This window comes from Lapillicoccus sp., from assembly GCF_039935575.1.
In the GTDB taxonomy this organism is placed as follows: domain Bacteria; phylum Actinomycetota; class Actinomycetes; order Actinomycetales; family Dermatophilaceae; genus Lapillicoccus.
The window spans coordinates 23785-42974 of record NZ_JBDTKA010000062.1; the positions used below are offsets into that span (position 1 = coordinate 23785).

The 19190-nt window shown below is 70.3% G+C and carries 20 protein-coding genes and 1 tRNA gene; 13 read left to right on the top strand and 8 right to left on the bottom strand.

What is annotated here, in order from left to right; genetic code table 11:
- Positions 1–76: 76 nt before the first annotated feature.
- Genes ABI385_RS07540 through ABI385_RS07555 form a run of 4 tightly spaced genes read left to right on the top strand, consistent with a single transcriptional unit; the run spans position 77 to position 4155 of the window.
- Positions 77–1132, top strand: coding sequence for a MoxR family ATPase (locus tag ABI385_RS07540; RefSeq protein WP_348103130.1), 1056 nt, complete (start codon positions 77–79; stop codon positions 1130–1132).
- Positions 1111–2043, top strand: coding sequence for a DUF58 domain-containing protein (locus ABI385_RS07545; protein WP_348103131.1), 933 nt, complete (start codon positions 1111–1113; stop codon positions 2041–2043). Before ABI385_RS07540 ends, ABI385_RS07545 begins: the two co-directional genes overlap by 22 nt.
- Positions 2040–3026, top strand: coding sequence for a VWA domain-containing protein (locus ABI385_RS07550; RefSeq protein WP_348103132.1), 987 nt, complete (start codon positions 2040–2042; stop codon positions 3024–3026). The genes ABI385_RS07545 and ABI385_RS07550 overlap by 4 nt, the downstream gene beginning before the upstream one ends.
- A gap of 1 nt (position 3027) precedes the next feature.
- The gene (locus tag ABI385_RS07555) at positions 3028–4155 is read left to right on the top strand and encodes a VWA domain-containing protein (protein ID WP_348103133.1); all 1128 of its coding nucleotides are present in this window, start codon (positions 3028–3030) and stop codon (positions 4153–4155) included.
- Here ABI385_RS07555 and ABI385_RS07560 read toward each other — a convergent pair whose 3' ends face one another.
- Positions 4156–4542 carry a PPOX class F420-dependent oxidoreductase gene (locus ABI385_RS07560; protein ID WP_348103134.1) on the bottom strand — a complete coding sequence of 129 codons (387 nt, stop codon included), beginning with the start codon at positions 4540–4542 and terminating at the stop codon, positions 4156–4158. It lies immediately after the preceding gene.
- A gap of 32 nt (positions 4543–4574) precedes the next feature.
- Here ABI385_RS07560 and ABI385_RS07565 point away from each other — a divergent pair, with 32 nt between their 5' ends.
- Complete coding sequence (locus ABI385_RS07565; protein ID WP_348103135.1) at positions 4575–5540, top strand: alpha/beta hydrolase; 966 nt, start codon at positions 4575–4577, stop codon at positions 5538–5540.
- On the opposite strand, the gene ABI385_RS07570 is transcribed toward ABI385_RS07565, so the two are convergent.
- The 3 genes from ABI385_RS07570 to ABI385_RS07580 form a co-directional block, all read right to left on the bottom strand.
- The gene (locus ABI385_RS07570; protein WP_348103136.1) at positions 5515–5970 is read right to left on the bottom strand and encodes a hypothetical protein; all 456 of its coding nucleotides are present in this window, start codon (positions 5968–5970) and stop codon (positions 5515–5517) included. The genes ABI385_RS07565 and ABI385_RS07570 overlap by 26 nt on opposite strands.
- A gap of 263 nt (positions 5971–6233) precedes the next feature.
- A tRNA-Leu gene (locus ABI385_RS07575) sits at positions 6234–6316 on the bottom strand.
- A 70-nt stretch (positions 6317–6386) separates the two neighbouring features.
- On the bottom strand, positions 6387–7136 hold the full coding sequence (locus tag ABI385_RS07580) for a hypothetical protein (protein ID WP_348103137.1): 750 nt from the start codon (positions 7134–7136) through the stop codon (positions 6387–6389).
- A gap of 294 nt (positions 7137–7430) precedes the next feature.
- Here ABI385_RS07580 and ABI385_RS07585 point away from each other — a divergent pair, with 294 nt between their 5' ends.
- Genes ABI385_RS07585 through pknB form a run of 7 tightly spaced genes read left to right on the top strand, consistent with a single transcriptional unit; the run spans position 7431 to position 16388 of the window.
- Complete coding sequence (locus tag ABI385_RS07585) at positions 7431–8264, top strand: FhaA domain-containing protein (protein WP_348103138.1); 834 nt, start codon at positions 7431–7433, stop codon at positions 8262–8264.
- Positions 8265–8271: 7 nt separating this feature from the next.
- Positions 8272–8793, top strand: a complete 522-nt coding sequence (locus tag ABI385_RS07590; RefSeq protein WP_348103139.1) for an FHA domain-containing protein — start codon at positions 8272–8274, stop codon at positions 8791–8793.
- 3 nt (positions 8794–8796) lie between these two features.
- Entirely contained in the window at positions 8797–10197 is a 1401-nt protein-coding gene (locus tag ABI385_RS07595; RefSeq protein WP_348103140.1) for a protein phosphatase 2C domain-containing protein, read from the top strand.
- On the top strand, positions 10194–11591 hold the full coding sequence (locus ABI385_RS07600) for an FtsW/RodA/SpoVE family cell cycle protein (RefSeq protein WP_348103141.1): 1398 nt from the start codon (positions 10194–10196) through the stop codon (positions 11589–11591). The genes ABI385_RS07595 and ABI385_RS07600 overlap by 4 nt, the downstream gene beginning before the upstream one ends.
- Entirely contained in the window at positions 11588–13048 is a 1461-nt protein-coding gene (locus ABI385_RS07605; RefSeq protein WP_348103142.1) for a penicillin-binding transpeptidase domain-containing protein, read from the top strand. Before ABI385_RS07600 ends, ABI385_RS07605 begins: the two co-directional genes overlap by 4 nt.
- Positions 13045–14511, top strand: a complete 1467-nt coding sequence (locus ABI385_RS07610) for a protein kinase domain-containing protein (RefSeq protein ID WP_348103143.1) — start codon at positions 13045–13047, stop codon at positions 14509–14511. The genes ABI385_RS07605 and ABI385_RS07610 overlap by 4 nt, the downstream gene beginning before the upstream one ends.
- Positions 14508–16388: a Stk1 family PASTA domain-containing Ser/Thr kinase gene (gene pknB / locus ABI385_RS07615; protein WP_348103144.1), complete on the top strand. Its 1881-nt coding sequence runs from the start codon at positions 14508–14510 to the stop codon at positions 16386–16388. The genes ABI385_RS07610 and pknB overlap by 4 nt, the downstream gene beginning before the upstream one ends.
- On the opposite strand, the gene ABI385_RS07620 is transcribed toward pknB, so the two are convergent.
- Genes ABI385_RS07620 through ABI385_RS07635 form a run of 4 tightly spaced genes read right to left on the bottom strand, consistent with a single transcriptional unit; the run spans position 16363 to position 18695 of the window.
- On the bottom strand, positions 16363–17019 hold the full coding sequence (locus ABI385_RS07620; RefSeq protein ID WP_348103145.1) for an aminodeoxychorismate/anthranilate synthase component II: 657 nt from the start codon (positions 17017–17019) through the stop codon (positions 16363–16365). The genes pknB and ABI385_RS07620 overlap by 26 nt on opposite strands.
- Positions 17020–17056: 37 nt before the next feature.
- Positions 17057–17236 carry a hypothetical protein gene (locus tag ABI385_RS07625; RefSeq protein ID WP_348103146.1) on the bottom strand — a complete coding sequence of 60 codons (180 nt, stop codon included), beginning with the start codon at positions 17234–17236 and terminating at the stop codon, positions 17057–17059.
- Between the two features lie 12 nt (positions 17237–17248).
- Complete coding sequence (locus ABI385_RS07630; protein ID WP_348103147.1) at positions 17249–17959, bottom strand: class E sortase; 711 nt, start codon at positions 17957–17959, stop codon at positions 17249–17251.
- Positions 17960–17999: 40 nt separating this feature from the next.
- Positions 18000–18695, bottom strand: coding sequence for a DUF881 domain-containing protein (locus tag ABI385_RS07635; protein ID WP_348103148.1), 696 nt, complete (start codon positions 18693–18695; stop codon positions 18000–18002).
- Positions 18696–18894: 199 nt separating this feature from the next.
- On the opposite strand from ABI385_RS07635, the gene ABI385_RS07640 reads away from it, so the two are divergent.
- Positions 18895–19143 carry a cell division protein CrgA gene (locus ABI385_RS07640; RefSeq protein ID WP_348103149.1) on the top strand — a complete coding sequence of 83 codons (249 nt, stop codon included), beginning with the start codon at positions 18895–18897 and terminating at the stop codon, positions 19141–19143.
- Positions 19144–19190 lie beyond the last annotated feature (47 nt).

Here is a 19190-nt window from a genome sequence, read left to right on the forward strand (position 1 = left end):
ACGCTGCAGTGAGTGACAACCAGTGAACCCAGACAGCAGCCACAGCCCCGATCGCCCAGACCGAACAGGACCGCAGATGGAGCCCGACGCCACCCGCCCGACGCCCATCACCCACCCGTTGGAGCAGGCGCTCTACGAGGTCAAGAAGACGATCGTCGGCCAGGACGACCTGCTCGAGCGGATGATCGTCGCCCTACTCGCCCGTGGTCACCTGCTCGTCGAGGGCGTTCCCGGCCTGGCCAAGACGATGGCCATCAAGACCCTTGCGGAGGCGATCGGCGGCGACTTCCAACGGATCCAGTTCACCCCCGACCTGGTGCCGGCCGACCTCATCGGGACCCGGATCTACAACCAGAGGGACGGCGAGTTCCAAGTCTCGCTGGGCCCGGTCTTCGCCAACCTCGTCCTCGCCGACGAGATCAACCGCGCGCCGGCCAAGGTGCAGAGCGCGCTGCTCGAGGTCATGCAAGAACGCCAGGTCACCATCGGCCGGCAGAGCTACCCCGCCCCAAACCCGTTCCTCGTGATGGCCACGCAGAACCCCATCGAGTCCGAGGGCACCTACCAGCTGCCCGAGGCGCAGGTGGACCGCTTCATGCTCAAGGTCCTCATCGGATATCCCTCCGCCGCAGAGGAGTTCGTTGTCGTCGAGCGAATGATCGGCGCACTCGCGGCGACCCAGCAGGTGCTGGACGCCGACGCGTTGCGGATATACCAGCGGCAGGCCGACGCGGTCTACGTCGACCCTGCGGTGATCGAGTATGCCGTCCAGCTCGCGACTGCTACCCGCAGCCCTGCCTCGGTCGGCAGGCCCGAGCTCGTGAAGTACCTCACCTACGGTGCCAGCCCCCGCGCCTCGATCAACATGGTGCTCGCGGCCCGGGCGCTCGCCTTCTTGCGTGGTCGGGACTACGCGCTCGCGACCGACGTGCGCGACCTGGCCCGCGACGTGCTTCGACACCGAATCGTGCTGTCCTACGAGGCGCTCGCTGAGGACCTCAGCCCTGACGACCTGCTCAGCCCGATCCTCGACGCCGTCGCCGTCCCGACCGTCCCCTTGAGGGAGCGGCCCCGCTCGCCCACCACCCCGGGTGCCACTGGAAGCTCGCCGTGGACCAGACCGCATCGCTGACCCCCCAGCGGCTGCTCAGCCGCATGGAGTGGCGCGTCGTCAGGCTGCTCGACGGCCGGCTCCAGGGCGACTACCGCACGCTGTTCCGCGGCTCGGGACTCGACTTCACCGACCTGCGTGAGTACGAGCCGGGGGACGACCTGCGTCACATCGAGTGGAACGTCACTGCCCGGATGGACACCGCCTACGTGCGCGAGTTCGTCGAGGACCGCGAGCTGACGGCTTGGTTGCTGCTGGACCACTCGGCGTCGATGGGTTTCGGTCCGGTCGACCGACAGAAGGACCTCGTGCTTGCCGAGATCGCCACCACGCTCGCGCTGGTGCTGACCCGGGGCGGCAACCGGGTCGGCGTCGTCCTGATGGGTGAGGACGGTTCGGCCAAGCACGAGGTGATCCCGCCGGCTTCGGGTCGCAACCAGGTCCTGCGGATCGCGCGAAGCCTGCTGGACCGGCGAGCAGCCGCGCAGGAGGCGGTTTCGAAGGCGAAGCCAGGTGGGTCCGTCACCGACCTGAGCGTCCTCTTCACGGCGGCCTCCGGTCTGGCCCGGCGCCGCTCGCTCGTCGTCGTCGTGTCCGACTTCATCAGTGGCCCCGGCTGGGTCAGACCGTTGGGGCAGCTGGCTCGTCGACACGAAGTCGTTGCGCTGCAGGTGAGCGACCCACGCGAGTTCGAGCTGCCGAGCGCCGGCATGATCTACGTCGAGGACGCCGAGACTGGTGAGCAGATCTTCGTCGACACCGATGACCCCGGGTTCCGCGCCCGGCTGCGGGAGGCGGCCGACGCCAGACAGGCAGAGCTGCTCGAGCTGACCCGGTCTGCGGGGGTCGACCTGCATGAGATCAGCACCGATGAGGACCTCGTCCGCGCATTGATGCGGGTGTCTGCCCTGCGCCGCCGGAGGCGCCGATGACGCTCACCTGGCCCTGGGCCCTGCTCGGTCTGCTGGCCCTCCCGCTCGTGCTGCTGGCATACCGGAGGCTGTTGCGCCGTCAAGCCGCCCGCCGAACCGAGCTCGCCTTGCGAGGACTGGTAGTGGCCCGGCCCACCCGACGCGACCGGCTGCGCCACCTGGCTCCCGCCCTGCTGCTCACCGCGCTCGCGGTGATGTTGTTCGCCATGAGCCGCCCCGTCGCCGCCGTGGCCGAACCCGCCCGGGAGGGGACCGTGGTCCTCGCCTTCGACGTGTCGACGAGCATGGGCGCCAAGGACGTCCAGCCCACCCGGCTGGACGCCGCCAAGGCCGCGGCCAAGGTGTTCATCGACAAACAGCCCCCGACGATCAAGCTGGGCGTCGTGGCGTTCGGCGGCAACGGGGTGATCGCGCAGCAGCCGACGACCGACAAGGCGCAGGTGCTGGCAGCCGTGGGCCGCCTCCAACCGTCGGGGGAGACGTCGCTCGGCCGCGGCATCCTCACCTCGCTCAGCGCCATCGCCGGCAAGCCGATCGTCAGCAGCGGTGACGGCGAGAACGTCGCGGGCTCGGAGACACCCATCGGCTACTACCCGGGTACGGCCGTGGTGCTGCTCACCGACGGGGAGAACACGAGCGGACCCGACCCGACCGAGCTCGCTGACCTTGCCTCCTCCGCGGGAGTCAAGATCTTCCCGATCGGGCTGGGGAGCGCCGCCGGAACGGTCCTGCAGGTGGGCGGATTCAGCATCGCCACCCGTCTCGACGAGGACGCTCTGAAGAAGATGGCCACCACCACCGGCGGCACCTACTACGCCGCGGGCGACGCCTCGACCCTGACCCAGGTCTACGACTCGATCCAGCTGACCTGGGTCTCGCGCACCGTGCCGCGTGAGGTGACCTCGCTGATCGCCGGGATCGCCACCCTGCTGCTGCTCCTCGGTACCGCAGTGTCGGTGCTGCGCCAGGGACGGGTGGTCTGAGATGTCGTTCGCCTCCCCCCTCCTGCTCGTCGGGCTCGTCGCGGTCCCGATCCTGCTCGCCGCCTACCTATGGCAGCTGCGCCGGCGCCGTACGTCGGCGGTGCGGTACTCCAACGTCGCGCTGGTACGCCTCGCCGCCGGTCCCAGCCGCCGCTGGCGACGGCATGTGCCCATTGCCGTCGTCCTCGCCAGCCTCGCGCTGCTCGGGCTCGCGAGCGCCCGGCCCCAGGTACGGCTGGACGTGCCGGTCTCGAGCTCGGCCGTCATCCTCGCCCTTGACGTCTCCGGCTCGATGTGTTCGACCGACGTCTCCCCCAACCGGCTGAGCGCCGCCCAGTCCGCGGTGCGGAAGTTCATCGAGAACCAGGACGACCAGACGAAGGTCGGGCTGGTGCTGTTCTCGGGGTTCGCGCAGCTGGCCGTGGCTCCGACGACCAACAAGGCCGATCTGCTCGCGACGCTCGACGCCGTGACAACCGGCCGAGGAACGACCATCGGTGCAGCCATCCTCAAGTCGGTCGACGCCATCTCCGAGCTCGACCCCAACGTCGCACCGAGCGACCCGGGCGACGCCCCCAACCCGGACGGGACCTCCCTAGTCAAGTCCCCCACCGAGACACCGGCCACCCCGACCCCGACGCCGGCCAAGAGCGCGTCTGGTGACAAGGCTCCCGAGATCGTCGTCCTGCTCACCGACGGTGCGAACACCCGAGGCATCAGCCCGCAGGCGGCCGCCGAGCAGGCGGCAGCTCGAGGCGTACGGGTCTATCCCATCGGGTTCGGGACGACCAACCCCACCCAGATGGTGTGCTCGCGCAGCCAGGTCGGAGGTCTCGAGCAGCAGTTCCGGGGACCCAACCCCGGTGGGGCCGGTGGCGGCGGGGTTTCGCTGCGCAGCTTCCTCGTCGTGGACGAGGACGCCCTGCGCACCGTCGCCTCGACCACCGGCGGCGAGTACTTCGCCGCCAAGGACGCGGACCAGCTGAACTCGGTGCTCTCCGACCTGCCGAAACACATACAGCTGCAGGAGCAGGACGTCGACATCTCGTTCGGGTTCACCGCGGTGGCTGCGGTGCTGCTCCTGCTCGGTCTCGGCCTGTCGATCCGGTGGAGCACCTTGTCCGGCTGATCAGACAGCCGGCGCGATCCGGATGCCGATCCGGTTGTCGTCCTTGCGGGTCAGCTTGCGGGTGGCGAACATCGCGCGGGCCAGCAGACCGTACTTCTCGACCAACAGGTCTCCGAGGCGTTTCAGGTCGAGCTCGTCCTGGAAAAGCGTCGCGCTTCCCTCGACTGGCGTGGCGCCCTCGGCCACCTCGCCGGTGCGGCTGCTCGGGACCATCACTACCCGCGTGGTATGCCGGATCCGCTTCGCCTTGCCCGTCGTGTCCAGCGTGGTGACCAGCAGGTGGTCACCGTCCGCGACCAGCCATACCGTGGTCGCCACCGGCGTACCGTCACGCTTGAACGTGGTCAGCGTGATGAACTGTTCGTCGGCCAGCGGTGTGGATGTCATGACCGCATTGTCAGCCATGCGACCCTGCTGTCGTGACGGCGCCCCAGACTTCTGCGACCCAGCGACACCGGACATCGGTGTTCCGCGCCGTCGTCGGCCTGCTCTGGGTGGTGGTGGCCGGGTATGTCCTGATCACGAAGGCCGGCACGCTGCTCGCCGGACACCCCGCATACCCGACCTTGCTCATCGCGACGACTGTGGTCGGCCTCATCCTGGTGGTGGCCGGGGTGCGCCCCGCTCGACCACGAGCCGGGCGCGGTGGGGCAGGGCTGGTCATCGGCCGGGTCCTCGGCGTCGTCGGCACCGTGCTGCTGCTCGGCGGGATCGTCTACCTCATCCCGCTGCCGGCCACCGATCCCGTCTCCGCCATGCAGTCGACGTCGGCGGTCACGGTGGAGAGCTCACCCACCCGGATCGTCCTCACGCCCGCGGGTGGGACGACCCCCCGGGCTGGGCTCGTCTTCCAGCCCGGCGCCAAGGTCGACCCGCGCGCCTACGTCGCGCTGCTGAAGCCGGTCGCGGAGGCCGGTTATCTCGTGGTGATCGTCAAGCAGCCGTTCGACATCGGCTTCCTGTCGATCGGCGATCCCGGCAACGTGATCGCCGCCAACCCTGGTATCACCCGGTGGTCGGTCGCCGGCCACAGCCTGGGCGGCGTCGCAGCCGGATCGTATGCCGAGCAGCAGAAGCCGCTCGTGCGCGGACTGCTGTTCTGGGCGTCCTACCCGCTCGGGTCCCTGGCCGCCCGGACCGACCTGGTTGTCACCTCGGTGTCCGGGACCAACGACGGCCTCTCGACCCCGGCTGATATCGAGGCGAGCCGGGCCAAGCTCCCACCCAGCGCAACGTTCGTGGCGGTCGAGGGCGGGGTGCACGCGTTCTTCGGCGACTACGGCGAACAGCCGGGCGACGGGGCGCCTTCGGTGTCCCGTGAGGTCGCGCAGCAGCAGATCATTGCGGCGACGGTGGCGTTCATGGCCAAGGTCGCGGCGGCCTGAGGCTGCGCGCTTCCCCGTCACTGCAGCTACCGCTGTTCGTCCGGCACCAGTAGGTCGTGCGGCCGCCGACCGTCGCCCGGTCGAGCTCGGCGCCGCAACGAGGGCAGTGGCCGCCGCGCTTGCGGGCGGGAATGAAGCTGCCGGTGGGTACGCCGCCGCGCAGGATGGCCCGACGAGTGGCCGCACGAAGTGCCCGCCGCAAGACGGCGAGCTCGTCGTCGTCGAGATCGTCGGCGGAGCGTCGCGGCGAGATGCGCGCCTGCCAGAGAGTCTCGTCGGCGAGCAGGTTCCCGACGCCGGCAACGACGGACTGGTCGAGCAGCCAGGTCTTGGCCGCCGACGACCCGCGCCCGACCCGCGCCCGGAACTGCACCAGGGTGATGTCCTGGGCGTCCGGCCCGAGGCGCTCGCGGTCGGCATCGAGGCGCACCCGGCTCAGCCGGCGCGTGTCGAACAGCCGCAGCTCACCGTCGTCATCGAAGGTCAGGGTGAACCGGTTCCACGCCGGGTTGCGTGGCTGGCGGACGGAGCGGGGGGTGTGGTCCCGACGTAGTCGCCGCCCGAGGAGCGCGTCTCGGATTTCCCCCAGAGCGTGCGGGCGGCAGACATAGGTGTCGGCGTCATCGACGTCGGTGATGAGACGGCGCAGCCCGGCCAGCCCGATGGCGGCGCGGACTGCATGTATGTGTCGTGTGCGCGAGGGGGGACTTGAACCCCCACGCCCTTGCGGGCACTGGCACCTGAAGCCAGCGCGTCTGCCATTCCGCCACTCGCGCGCGGGGCCCAGTGTGCTGCATGGCCCGCACCATCGCCAAACTCGCCAAACTCGCCGAGCTCGTCAGCCCTTCAGGCCGACGGTCCTTCGACGATCCACCGCTGGCCGCGGGCGTCCCAGCGGTACGTCTGCCCGTCCGCACTCGTCCACGACGAGGTCGCGCCCCTGCCGCCCGCGGCCGCGGCGACGTCGACGTTGGGTTCCTCGACCACGACCTGTCGGCCGCCGCCGGTGGGGGTCGAGGCGACCCGGTTCGCGGTGCGGGACACCCACTCCTGCCGGTAGGCGTCCCACGTGTAGTCCGTCACCTGCCCCAGCACTGTCGACGGAATCTCGGGCGCCTGAGATCCAGCCGGCGCACTCAGCTCCTCGACCACCGGTTCGGACGGCACCCAGCCGCCCGACGCATACCCGGGCGCCTCCACGACCTGCTCGGGCTCGGCCAGCACCTCGGCCCCGACAACCTTGCCCAAGGTCTCGTCCTCACCCGGCTGCAGGGCGACCGGCTCGCGAACCAGCCGGCGCTGCGAGACCTCCACCTCGTCGGGGATGAGCAGACCATGGGCCGTCCAGTCGGGGTTCCCCTGCTGGGTCTCTTCGGGCGCCCGCGACGACCGGGGGACGCGAGCCGCAGCGACAGCGCCGCCGGGCTGCTCGCCCTCACCGAGGTCCCCGAGCTCGCCCTCCTCGACCGACGGCACGATCCCGAGCCGGATCCGCTCCTCCGCCTCGAAGTCCACGAGCTCCTCGGGCGTGAGGTAGCCGTAGGTGGGGTGGGTGGGCTGCGGCGGCAGGTAATCCTCGGGCAGCTCGATCCTCACCTCCCCAGGGTACGGAACACCGCGGCTTCGTGTGCCCGCCACCAGCAGGTATGCCGGGACGCACCTTCGTCGACCCGCCGCGCGCACGACCGCCGGGACTGCCCCAGCGCACCCCGTCGCTCCCCGGACTCCCTGCTTGCGGCGGCTACCATGAACCCACCTGTGCCGACCCGACCCGTTCAGCCCCGACCCGTTCAGCACAGTGCCGACGTGGTGCGCGGCCCGCGGGTGTACAGCGAGATGCAGCCGAGACACAGCCGAGAGAACGCCGAGGACGAACGAGGAGGAGGCGCAGTGGGACTGTTCGACAAGGTCGAACGTGGCCTGGAACGAGCGGTCAACAGTGCCTTCGCCAAGGCCTTCAAGTCCGAGGTCCAGCCCGTCGAGCTGGCCTCGGCGATCCGACGCGCCATGGACGACCGCGCCGCCGTCATGGGCCACGGCCGCACGATGGTCCCGAACATCTACACCGTCGAGCTGAGCACGACCGACTTCGACCGGCTGTCCGGATATGAGGACGCCCTCTCGGACGAGCTCGTCGCTGCCGCCCAAGAGCACGCCGACTCACAGCGCTACCAACCGGGTGGGCCGGTCCAGGTGACGTTCCACAAGGACGACGAGCTGGAGACGGGGGTGTTCCGGGTACGTCCCGCCACCTCGCGCCGTTCGATCGCCCCGAGCACCCAGCTGCCCCAGCGGGCGCAGTCGGCTCAGCCCGCGCCACAGTGGGCGCCGGAGCCGCAGCCCGCCGGCGCCCCCGCGCCCCATCCCCACGCGAATCCGCACGTGAATCCCGCCGCCTCTGCCCCCAGTCGGCCGGCCCCCAGCCCCGTCCAACGGCCCTGGCTCGTCATCGACGGCGAGCGCTACCCCCTCATCGGCGCGCACACCGTGATCGGGCGCGACGAACTGGCGGACATCGTCCTCGACGACCCCGGCATCTCCCGTCGGCACTGCGAGGTCCGGGTCACCAACGACGGCCCGCATCTCGTCACCTCGATCCGGGACCTCGGTTCGACGAACGGGACCTACGTCAACGGTGAGCGCATCACCAGCACCCGGCTCGGTGAGGGCGACCAGATCACTGTCGGACGCACTCAGGCGGTCTTCCGGCCCGGCAAGCGGTGACGCCCTCGTGAGTGAGCTCACCTCCACGGTCGTGCGGCTCGGACTGCTCGCCCTCCTGTGGGTCTTCGTCCTCAGCCTCGCCCTGGTCCTGCGCCGGGACATCTACGGCACGCGCATCTCGGCCCGGTCGGCGCGCAAGGCCGCGCGCGCCCCGCGGCCGGCCCCCCCGGCGAGAGCCGCGCAGGCTTCCCCTCAGGCTTCCGCGCCGGCACCGGCCCGCCCGCCGCGACGGCGAGGCCTGCCCACGACCCTCGTCGTCACAGACGGCCAGCTGGCCGGAACGTCACTACCCCTGGGGCGGGGCGGGGTGCTCGTCGGTCGGGCGCCGGAGTGCACGTTGGTGATCGACGACGAGTTCGCCTCCAGCCGGCACGCCCGCATCTTTTCCCGTGGCGACGGGTGGTTCGTCGAAGACCAGGGCTCGCGCAACGGCACCACCGTGGGCGGCGTGAAGATCACCGGCGCGGTCCCCGTGGAGACCGGCGCCGTCATCCGCATCGGCCGCACCACACTCGAGCTGCGGGACTGACCGATGGCCATCGCCCTGCGCTACGCGGCGCGGACCGACCTCGGTCTGGGACCCAAGTCACGCAACGAGGACAGCGGGTATGCCGGCCCGCACCTGCTCGTCCTCGCCGACGGCATGGGTGGCCACGCCGCGGGCGACGTCGCCAGCTCGCTCATCGTCGGACAGCTCGCGCCCCTCGACGGAGAGAGCATCGGAGCCGAGCAGGCATTGCCGACCCTCGAACGCTCGGTCCGCGACGCGAACACGCGGCTGCGGCGCGCGATGGAGGACAACCCGAAGCTGCAGGGCATGGGCAGCACCACCATCGCCATGCTCCGCACCGGCAACAAGCTGGCGATGGCCCACATCGGCGACTCCCGCGCCTACCTGTTGCGCGGCGGTGTTCTCAGCCAGATCACCAAGGACCACTCGTTCGTGCAGCAGCTCGTCGACGAGTCCCGGATCACGCCGGAGGAGGCCGAGGACCACCCGCAGCGCTCGCTGGTGACCCGGGTGATGACCGGCCAGACCGACGACGAACCGGACCTGTCCGTGCGCGAGCTCAAGGCCGGCGACCGTTACCTGCTCTGCTCGGACGGTCTCTCCGACTTCGTGCGCCGGGACATCATCGAGGAGATCCTGACCGAGGCGTCCGGGCCCGCAGCCGCCGCGGACCGGCTCATCGAGGTCGCGCTCAAGGCGAGTGCGCGCGACAACGTGACGGTCGTCGTCGCGGACGTCGTCGACCTCGCCACGTCCGAGGCTCCCAACACCAGCCCCCAGATCGTCGGAGCCGCCTCCCTGCGGGACCGTGAGGGCAAGCGCACCCGCGGGCTCCCGATCAGCCCGGCCGAGAAGGCCGCCAGCCTGGTCCGCTCGCTGCGACCCGCGGAGAGCCCGCACGACGAGGACGAAGTCGCCGCACTCGTCCCCCACCCGTCGCGGCGCACGGTCAGGGTCCGCCGAAGCCTGCTAGCGGCGGTCGTCGTGCTCGTCCTGGCCGCAGCCGGATGGGCCGGGTATGCCTGGAGCCAGACCCAGCTCTACCTCGCCGCCTCGGGTGGCTACGTCGCACTCTTCCGCGGCGTTCCCCAGAACCTCGGTCCGATCGAGCTGTCGCACGTGGACCAGGTCACCGACATCCCGCTGTCCGACCTGCCGACGCTGATCCAGGACCTGGTGACCTCCGGAATCCCCATCGGCAGCAACGAGGTCGACGCCGCGGCGCGGGTCCAGACCCTGCGTGAGCAGGCGGCCCAGTGCCGGGCGCAGGCGGCCCTCGGCGTGCCGTGCGGACAGGTCCCAGTAACGCCACCGACGACAGCCAGCGCCTCGACATCCGCCCCGACAGCCACCGACAGCGGCACCGTGACGATCGCGCCGGTCACCCCCAACACGCTGCTCACGACCGGACCGACGCCATGAGCGTGACCGTCGAGACCATCAACGCGCGCAACCAGCGCAACGTCGAGCTGCTGCTCATCCTGCTCGCCGTCGGCATCACCCTGCTCGCCTGGGTCAGCGTCGACCTCGGCGTGAGAGAGACGGTCCCCGCGCAGCTGCTGACGGTCGGCGGTGGGCTGCTCGGGTTGGTCTTGGCGTTCCACCTCGTGCTCCGGTGGCGGGCGGCATACGCAGACCCGTTGCTGCTGCCGATTGCCACGCTCCTCAATGGTTTCGGGCTGGTGATGATCCACCGCCTCGACCTCGCCGGAGGCCGCACAGGTGTCAACAGCGACGCGGGACGCCAGCTGGTCTGGACCGGCCTCTCGGTCGTGGTCGCCGCGCTCGTCCTGATCCTGCTGCGCGACCACCGTTGGCTGCGCCGCCGGACCTTCACCGCCATGGCGATCGGTCTCGTCCTGCTCCTCCTGCCGCTCGCGCCCGTCGTCGGCACCACGATCTACGGCTCACGCATCTGGATCCGCCTCGGCCCGCTGTCGTTCCAGCCGGGCGAGGTCGCCAAGCTCGCCCTCACCGTGTTCTTCGCGGGCTACCTCGTGCAGGTGCGCGACGTGCTCTCACTGGCCGGGCGCAAGGTCATGGGCTTCACGTTCCCGCGCGGCCGCGACCTCGGTCCAATCCTCATCGCCTGGCTGGTCAGCCTCGCGGTCCTCGTCTTCGAGCGCGACCTCGGCTCCTCACTGCTGTTCTTCGGCCTGTTCGTCGGGATGCTCTACATCGCGACCGAGCGGCCGAGCTGGATCGCCATCGGTCTGGTGCTGTTCGCGGGTGGCGCCTACCTGGCATACCGGCTGTTCGAGCACGTCCAGGTGCGGGTCGACCTCTGGCTGGACCCGTTCTCGGCCAGCTCGCTGGCCCAGTCCGACCAGCTCGCCAAAGGCATCATGGGGATGGCCGCCGGGGGGCTGTTCGGCACCGGGCTGGGGCAAGGTCGGCCGTGGCTGGTCGCCTTCGCCAACAGCGACTTCATCTTCGCCAGCTTCGGTGAGGAGCTCGGACTCTTCGGGGTGGTCGCGCTGCTGTGCCTGTACGCCCTGTTCGTCCAGCGTGGCATGCGCACCGCGCTGGGGGTGCGCGACGGGTTCGGCAAGCTGCTCGCCTTCGGGCTCGCGTTCTCCGTCGCGCTGCAGGTCTTCGTCGTCATCGGCGGCATCACCCGGGTCATCCCGCTGACCGGGCTGACGACGCCGTTCATGTCGCTCGGCGGATCCTCGCTGCTCGCGAACTGGACGCTGATGGCGATCCTCCTGCGCATCTCCGACCAGGCCCGCCGACCGGTCGGGGACTCCCCGCCCGAGGAACGCCAGCCCGGCGCGGGCACCACCAGCCCCACCGAGGTGGTGGCGATGCGATGAACACCCCGCTGCGCCGGGTGACCTCCGTGGTGGCCCTCCTCTTCGTCGCGCTGCTCGTCTCGACCACGCTGATCCAGGTGATCTTCGCGCCGTCCATCAACGCCCGCCCGGACAACCGGCGCACGTTGCTGGACAACTACTCGCGCGATCGCGGCCAGATCCTCGTCGGCGACCAGCCGATCGCGAAGTCGGTCGCGACACCCAACCAGGAGATCGCCTTCCTGCGGACCTATCCCGCGGCGCAGCTCTACAGCCACGTCACCGGCTACTTCTCCTACACCTACGGCGCCGGCGGCGGCCTCGAAAGCTCGGCCGACGACCTGCTGTCCGGTCAGTCGGACGAGCTGTTCTACACCCGGGTCACCGACCTGTTGACCGGCCGCACACCCGTGGGCGCGAGCCTGAAGACCACGATCAACGCCAAGGCCCAGCAGGCCGCCAGCGCCGCCCTCGGCAACCAGCGCGGGGCCGTCGTCGCTCTCGATCCCAAGACCGGCGCGATCCTGGCGATGGTCTCGCACCCGGAGTACGACCCCAACACGCTGTCGCAGCACGACCAGACCGCCGTCGTCGCCTCCTCGAAGTCCCTGACCACCGATCCCACCCAGCCGCTGGTCAACCGGGCGATCAGCGGCAACCTCTACCCGCCCGGGTCGGTCTTCAAGATCGTCACCGCGTCGGCCGCGTTGGAGAACGGCGTCGTCAACGACCAGAGCCTGATCCCCGCCCCCGCCGTGCTCACCCTCCCCCAGACCAACGTCGGACTGCCGAACTACGACCGGCGTGCGTGCGGTCCCAATGACCAGACCACCTTGCAGCACGCCCTCGAGATCTCGTGCAACACCGCAATGGGCTACCTCGGTATGCAGGTGGGCGCCGACAAGCTCGCCGCCCAGGCCTCGAAGTTCGGGTTCGGAACCACGTTGCGGATCCCGACCCGGGTCGACCCCAGCAGGTTCCCGACCGGGATCAACCAGGCCCAGACGGCGCAGTCGGCGATCGGTCAGTTCGACGTCCGCGTCACGCCGATGCAGATCGCGATGGTCAGCGCGGCGATCGCCAACCGCGGGATCCTCATGCGGCCCTATCTGGTGCAGACTGTGCTCAGCGCGGACCTGCAGACCATCGACTCGGCCACACCGGAGCGGCTCTCGGTCGCCGTGTCACCCCAGACGGCTGCCACCCTGACGACGATGCTCACCTCGGTCGTCGACAACGGCACCGGCACCCCGGCGAAGATCGACGGGGTGCAGGTCGCCGGCAAGACCGGGACGGCCGAACAGGGCAACGGCAAACCGCCGCACGCCTGGTTCACCGCGTTCGCCCCGGCGAACGACCCCAAGATCGCGGTCGCCGTGGTCGTCGAGGACGGCGGCAACGCCGGCAGCGAGGCCGCCGGGGGCCGTCTGGCCGGACCCATTGCCAAGGCAGTCATGGAAGCGGTGCTCAGCCAATGAACCCAGAGACAGGCATGACCCTCGGTGGTCGCTACACGCTGACCGACCGGATCGCGGCCGGCGGGATGGGGGACGTCTGGCGGGCGACCGACTCCGTGCTCGGCCGTGAGGTCGCCGTCAAGGTGATGCGGGCGGCCGTGAGCGCCGACCCGACGTTTGCCGAGCGCTTCCGGGACGAGGCGCGGCATACCGCGTCGCTGGCCCACCAGAACATCGCGACGACCTACGACTACGGCGAGGACGACGGCACCGCGTACCTTGTCATGGAGCTGGTCGACGGGGAGCCGCTGTCCGCGATCATCGCGCGCGGGCCGGTGCCTCCGTCCCGCGTCCGCAGCATCCTCGGCCAGGCCGCGCTCGCCCTCGCCGCGGCGCACGCGGCGGGCGTCGTGCACCGCGACGTGAAGCCGGCCAACATCCTGGTCACCCCCGACGGGCGGGTGAAGCTCACGGACTTCGGGATCGCGCGGGCGGTCGACGGCGCCTCCCACACGCGGACCGGCGAGGTGCTCGGCACCCCGCAGTACCTCTCCCCCGAGCAGGCCCTCGGCCGGGTGACGACGGGGGCCAGCGACATCTACGCCCTCGGCATCATCGGCCAGGAGATGCTCACGGGGCGCAAGCCGTTCGAGGCAGGCTCGGCCGTCGCCACGGCGTTGATGCAGGTCAACGACGCGCCGCCGCCGCTGCCGGACACCGTGCCCACGGACTTACGCGACGTCATCGAGCAGTGCCTGCTGAAGAACCCCGAGAACCGTCCCCGGTCAGCGGCAGCCCTCGCCGCAGCCCTCGGTATGCCAGTCGCTGGACTCGCGACCGTGCCCGCGGCGACCGAGGTGGTGCACACCGGAGACACCGACCCGGCCGGTACGCAGGTGCTCGCTCCCCAGGACGGACCGGCCAGCGCCACCTCGGTGATCCCTGCGGCATACCCCGAGTACGAGGCGGGTTACGACGAGGGCTACGAGGACGGCGTCCCGCAGCCGCGCTATGCCGAGGAGCCGCCGAAGAAGCGGGGGATCGGCCTCTGGTGGCTGCCGATCATCGTCGCGGTGCTCGCGATCGGGTTCTTCGCCTACTCGTTCGTCAGCAACAACCGGACCACGCCTACGCCGCAGCCCACCACCTCGACGGTGTCGTCGTCCACGACCACCACCACGACGACCTCGGCTCCGCCCACGACGTCGACGACTTCGACGGCGCCGAGCACGACGACGACCACGACGACGGCCGCCCCGGCGACGGCCAACATCGTGGCCTCGGACTTCGTCGGACGGCCCGTGGGTGCAGCCAAGTCGATCCTGGTCAGCTACAAGTTCCCCGAGAGCGCGATCATCGTCAACGAGAAGAACGACGCGTCGCCGGCGGGCACGGTCATCGACATCAGCCCGATCGGACGGGTGGCGCTCACGTCGACCGTCACACTGACGGTGTCGAACGGCAACGCGACGGGGGGACCGTGAGCACGGCACGACTGCTGGGGGGACGTTACGAGGTCGGTGAGCTGATCGGGCGGGGAGGGATGGCCGAGGTGCACCTCGGCTACGACACCCGGCTCGACCGGCCGGTGGCACTCAAGCTGCTGCGCACCGACCTCGCGAGGGACAGCAACTTCCTCACCCGGTTCCGCCGGGAGGCCCAGGCGGCGGGCGGCCTCAACCACCCCTCGATCGTGGCCATTTTCGACTCCGGCGAGGACACGACGACCGACGCCGGCGGCGCCAGCGCGCCATTGCCCTACATCGTCATGGAGCACGTCGACGGCGAGACGTTGCGCGCCAAGCTCAGCCGCGAGAACGTCATCGCGCCGTCAGAGGCCGCGCGGATCACCGAGGGAGTGCTGGCCGCGCTCGCCTACAGCCACCGGATGGGGATCGTCCACCGGGACATCAAGCCGGCCAACGTCATGCTGACCAGGCGCGGCGACGTCAAGGTGATGGACTTCGGGATCGCCCGGGCGATGGCGGACACCTCTGCGACGATGACCCAGACGCAGGCCGTCATCGGCACCGCGCAGTACCTCTCGCCCGAGCAGGCCCAAGGGCTGCCGGTCGACGCCCGGTCGGACCTCTACTCGACCGGGTGCATGCTGTTCGAGCTGCTCACCGGGCAACCGCCGTTCGTCGGGGACTCAGCGGTCTCCGTGGCATACCAGCACGTGGGTGAACCGGCTCGGCGGCCGTCGAGCCTCAACCACGACGTCCCGACCGCCTATGACGACGTGACGCTGCACGCGCTGGCCAAGAACCGTGAGCACCGTTATCAGAGCGCCACCGAGTTCAGGAACGACCTGGTCGCCGCCCGCGAGGGACGGCCGCTGATCGCCGCGACAGCTGGAGCTGCGGTTGCCGCCCTGGCCGGAGCCGGCGGGTCCGGCGGGGGCGCCGGCGAGGGCGCGGCGACCCAGCTGTTGGGCCCACGCAAGGCCCCCGACACGCAGGACCCGCTCACTGTCGGGCGCGACCCCGACCAGGACGACAAACGCTCGGGGTGGGTGTATGCCGCGATCGTCGTCGGCGTGCTGGTGCTGCTGGCGGGTGCCGTGTGGGGCGGGGTGAATCTGTTCTCTCGGGAGAGCCCGCCCGACCAGGTCGCCGTGCCCCGGGTGGTCGGGCTGACCTCCGAAGCGGCTCGGGCGGCGCTGACGGCAAAGAACCTCGCGCCGCAGGTCAACAACGTGACCAACAACGAGGTCCCCAAGGGCACCGTGGTTGCGCAGAACCCCAAGGAGGGCACCAACGTCAACCCGGGCTCGACGGTCAGCTTGGACGTGTCGACCGGGCCGGGCGAGGCAGGGGTCGGCAACGTGGTCGGGTTCACCCAGGACGCCGCGATCACCGCGCTGCGCTCGCTGGGGTTCACCGTGTCCGGGATCGTTCCGGTCAACGACAATGCCCAACAGAAGGGCAACGTCGTCAGCACCGACCCGGCCGTCGGCGCGGTCGTCCCGCTCACGACACCGATCACCTTGCGCGTCGCCACGGGTCAGGTCCCGGTTCCCGACGTGCGGACCAAGAACTACGCCCTGGCCCAGGACGCGCTGACCAAGCTGGGGTTGCTGGCCGATCTGACCCAGGTGCCGGACGCCAACGCGGTCGAAGGCACAGTCCTCGACCAGTCGCCGGCCACGGGGACGATAGTCGACGTCGGGAGCCGGGTCACGCTCAAGGTGGCCCAACGACCGACGACACCTCCCACGACCGTCACGGTCACTCAGACGGCTACCGCGCCGCCGACGACTCCTGCGACGACCACGAGGACGACACCACCAACGACGTCGACAACTTCGGGCACGGCCACCAGCCGGACCGGCGCTACGACGTCGACGCCACCCCCGTGAGCACGCCGTGGACGAGCGGGCTGAGCCCGACCGACCGGTCCACGGCACCCTGCATGCCGCACAGCGTGAGCCAGTTCGCCAGCAGTCGATGACCGCCTTCGGTCAGCACACTCTCGGGGTGGAACTGCACGCCGTGCAACGGCAGGGAGGCGTGCCGGACGGCCATGATCACCCCGGTGTCGGTGTGGCCGTTGGCGACCAGCTCAGCCGGGCGGGTGGCCGGGTCGATGGTCAGCGAGTGGTACCGGGTCGCCGTGAACGGCGAGCCGAGCCCGTCGAGGACGCCGCTGCCGTCGTGGTGGATCCGCGAGGTCTTGCCGTGCAGGAGCTCGGGCGCGCGACCGACTGTCGCACCGAGGACGACACCCAGCGCCTGGTGCCCCAGGCAGACGCCGAGCATCGGCTGGTCGCGCTCGGCGCACGCCTCGATCATCCTCATGCTGACCCCCGCCTCCTGCGGCGTGCCCGGTCCGGGCGAGACGAGCACGCCGTCGAAATCGGCACCGTCGGCAGGTGACACAGCGTCGTTGCGGACCACCTCGCACACCGCGCCGAGCTGCTGGAGGTATCCGACGATCGTGAAGACGAAGCTGTCGTAGTTGTCGACGACGAGGATCCGGGTGTCGGTCATCGGCTCGGTCTCATCAGGCTGGAGGTCCTGTGCTGGGTCATGGCGTGGGGGTTCCCGTCGAGGGTTCGATGGTGACGTCCTCGAAGGGTAGGTGCGGCGCGATCGCCGGGAACACCCAGACGAACAGGACGCAGACGACGACGGCCGCCAGCGCGACCATCTGGAGGATGCGGACGAGGCGGCTGCCTGGGAGCAGGCGCCAGAGGGCGGCATACATCGGCGGTGCTCCTCAGCTCTGCGCGGCGGGGTCGGCGAGGAGTCCTTCGGGCAGGCCCTGCGCGCGCGGGATGGACTGTTCGAGGTGGGAGAAGACGATGTAGCGGTTCGTCGAGCCGTAGCGGGGGTCGCAGGAGGTGAGCGTGAACCAGGCCTGCGTGGGAGTGACGCCGGGTTGTCCGGGAACCGGCGCGAGCACCTCGACCGTCGTCGGCGGGACGATCTCGGTGCGGACCGCCCGGTAGACGTACCAGCCGTCGCGGGTCTCCAGCACCATGACATCCCCTGGCTTGATCGCATCGATGTTGATCAGCGGGTTCCCATGGCCGGCGCGGTGGCCGGCGATCGACACGTTCCCGACCTCGCCGGGTAGCTGAGTCTGTGGGTAGTGGCCGAGGCCCTTGGCCAGCACGTCGAGGCCGACTCCCTGCAGGACCGGTTTGGCCCAGGTCGGTCCGCCGAGGCGGGGGATGCGCAGGACCGCGAAGACGCTGCCGTCGGTGAGGTCCGCCGCGGTCAGCGGCGCCGACGTCGTAGGAGATCCGCCGCCGACCGGGTGTGGCGCGTCGAACTGCTGCTCGAGCCCCGACACGATGCCCGCCTGGTTGTTCGACTCGACGACGCCCACATAGCCGAGCTGCCAGACGACGAACAGCAAGAGCAGCACGCCGAGGGTGATCGACAGCTCCCCGACGACCCCGATCGTCGCCCGGACCCTGCTCATCGGCTGCTCATCGGCAGCTCATCGGCCACTCACCGGCAGCTCACTCGCCCCGCACCGCGTCGAGCGAGACCGGGCCGGTGTATGCCGGGAGCTCGGCGGAGTCCTTCTGCGTGACGTCCCAGCCAAGACCGACCGCGTCGACCCACTCGCGGTAGATCTTCACCTGCGGGTCAGCGTCGAGGGCGGCGCGCATCCGGTCGGGGTCGCCGATGGCGGTGACTACGTAGGGCGGCGAGTAGACACGCCCCTGCAGCAGCAAGGTGTTGCCGACGCACTGGACCGCGGTCGTTGCGATGACCCGCTGGTCCTGGATCATCATCGCTTCCGCGCCGCCCGCCCACAGCGCGTTGACGACACCCTGGACATCCTGCTGGTGGACCACGATGTCGTCCGGACCGTAGGGCTTCGGCAACGAGGCGGCGGTGCGATGGGCGTCGTCGAGCGAGACCTGCAGCGTGGCGCCCCGCACGGCCGTCGTGCCGACGCCGGGCGCGAGCGCAGCCATCCGTGCGCTGATGTCGGCCAGGGAGGCGTTGCCCGGAGCGGCGGCCGCGTTGAGGTCGTCGACCTGGGACTGCAACGCGCTCACCTGTTCGGCCTTGCTGGCGACGTCGCGGCTGGCAGCCGCGACCAGGCTCGGTAGGTCCCGGCCGGCGGTCCGCAGGTCGGTCCCCTGGGCAGTGCTGAAGCTCGTCGCGAAGAGCACGCCGGCCAGCGCCGCGGCCACCGGCACCACTAACGCCCACGTCGACGGGCGCCGCCGCGGCCGGCGGGACTCCTCGTGTCGGCGGGGTGGGGTCTGTCGACGCGGTGGGGTCGGCTGGCGCGCTGACGTGCTGCTGGTGGGTGGCACAGGTTTCCGCTCCTCGGCGTGGCAGGAACTACGCTAAGCCACCGACAGTTCTGCTGGATCCACCCTCCCAAGGAGTCACCCGGTGCCCGAGTCCAAAGGCCGCGACAAGCGGGCGAGCTACACGCCGCCCGCCAAGTCCAAGGCGCAGGCGCCCAACCCCGAGTGGTGGGTTCCCGTCTTCGTCACCCTGCTCCTGCTCGGCCTCGCCTGGATCGTCGTCTTCTACATCACCCAGGGCGCCTGGCCGATTGGCAAGTTCAACTACGGCAACCTGGTCATCGGCTTCGCCCTGCTGCTCGCCGGGTTCGGCATGGCGATGCGCTGGCGCTGAGGTTGTCCACAGTGTTGTCCCCAGCATGGGGACAAATGACACCGGTG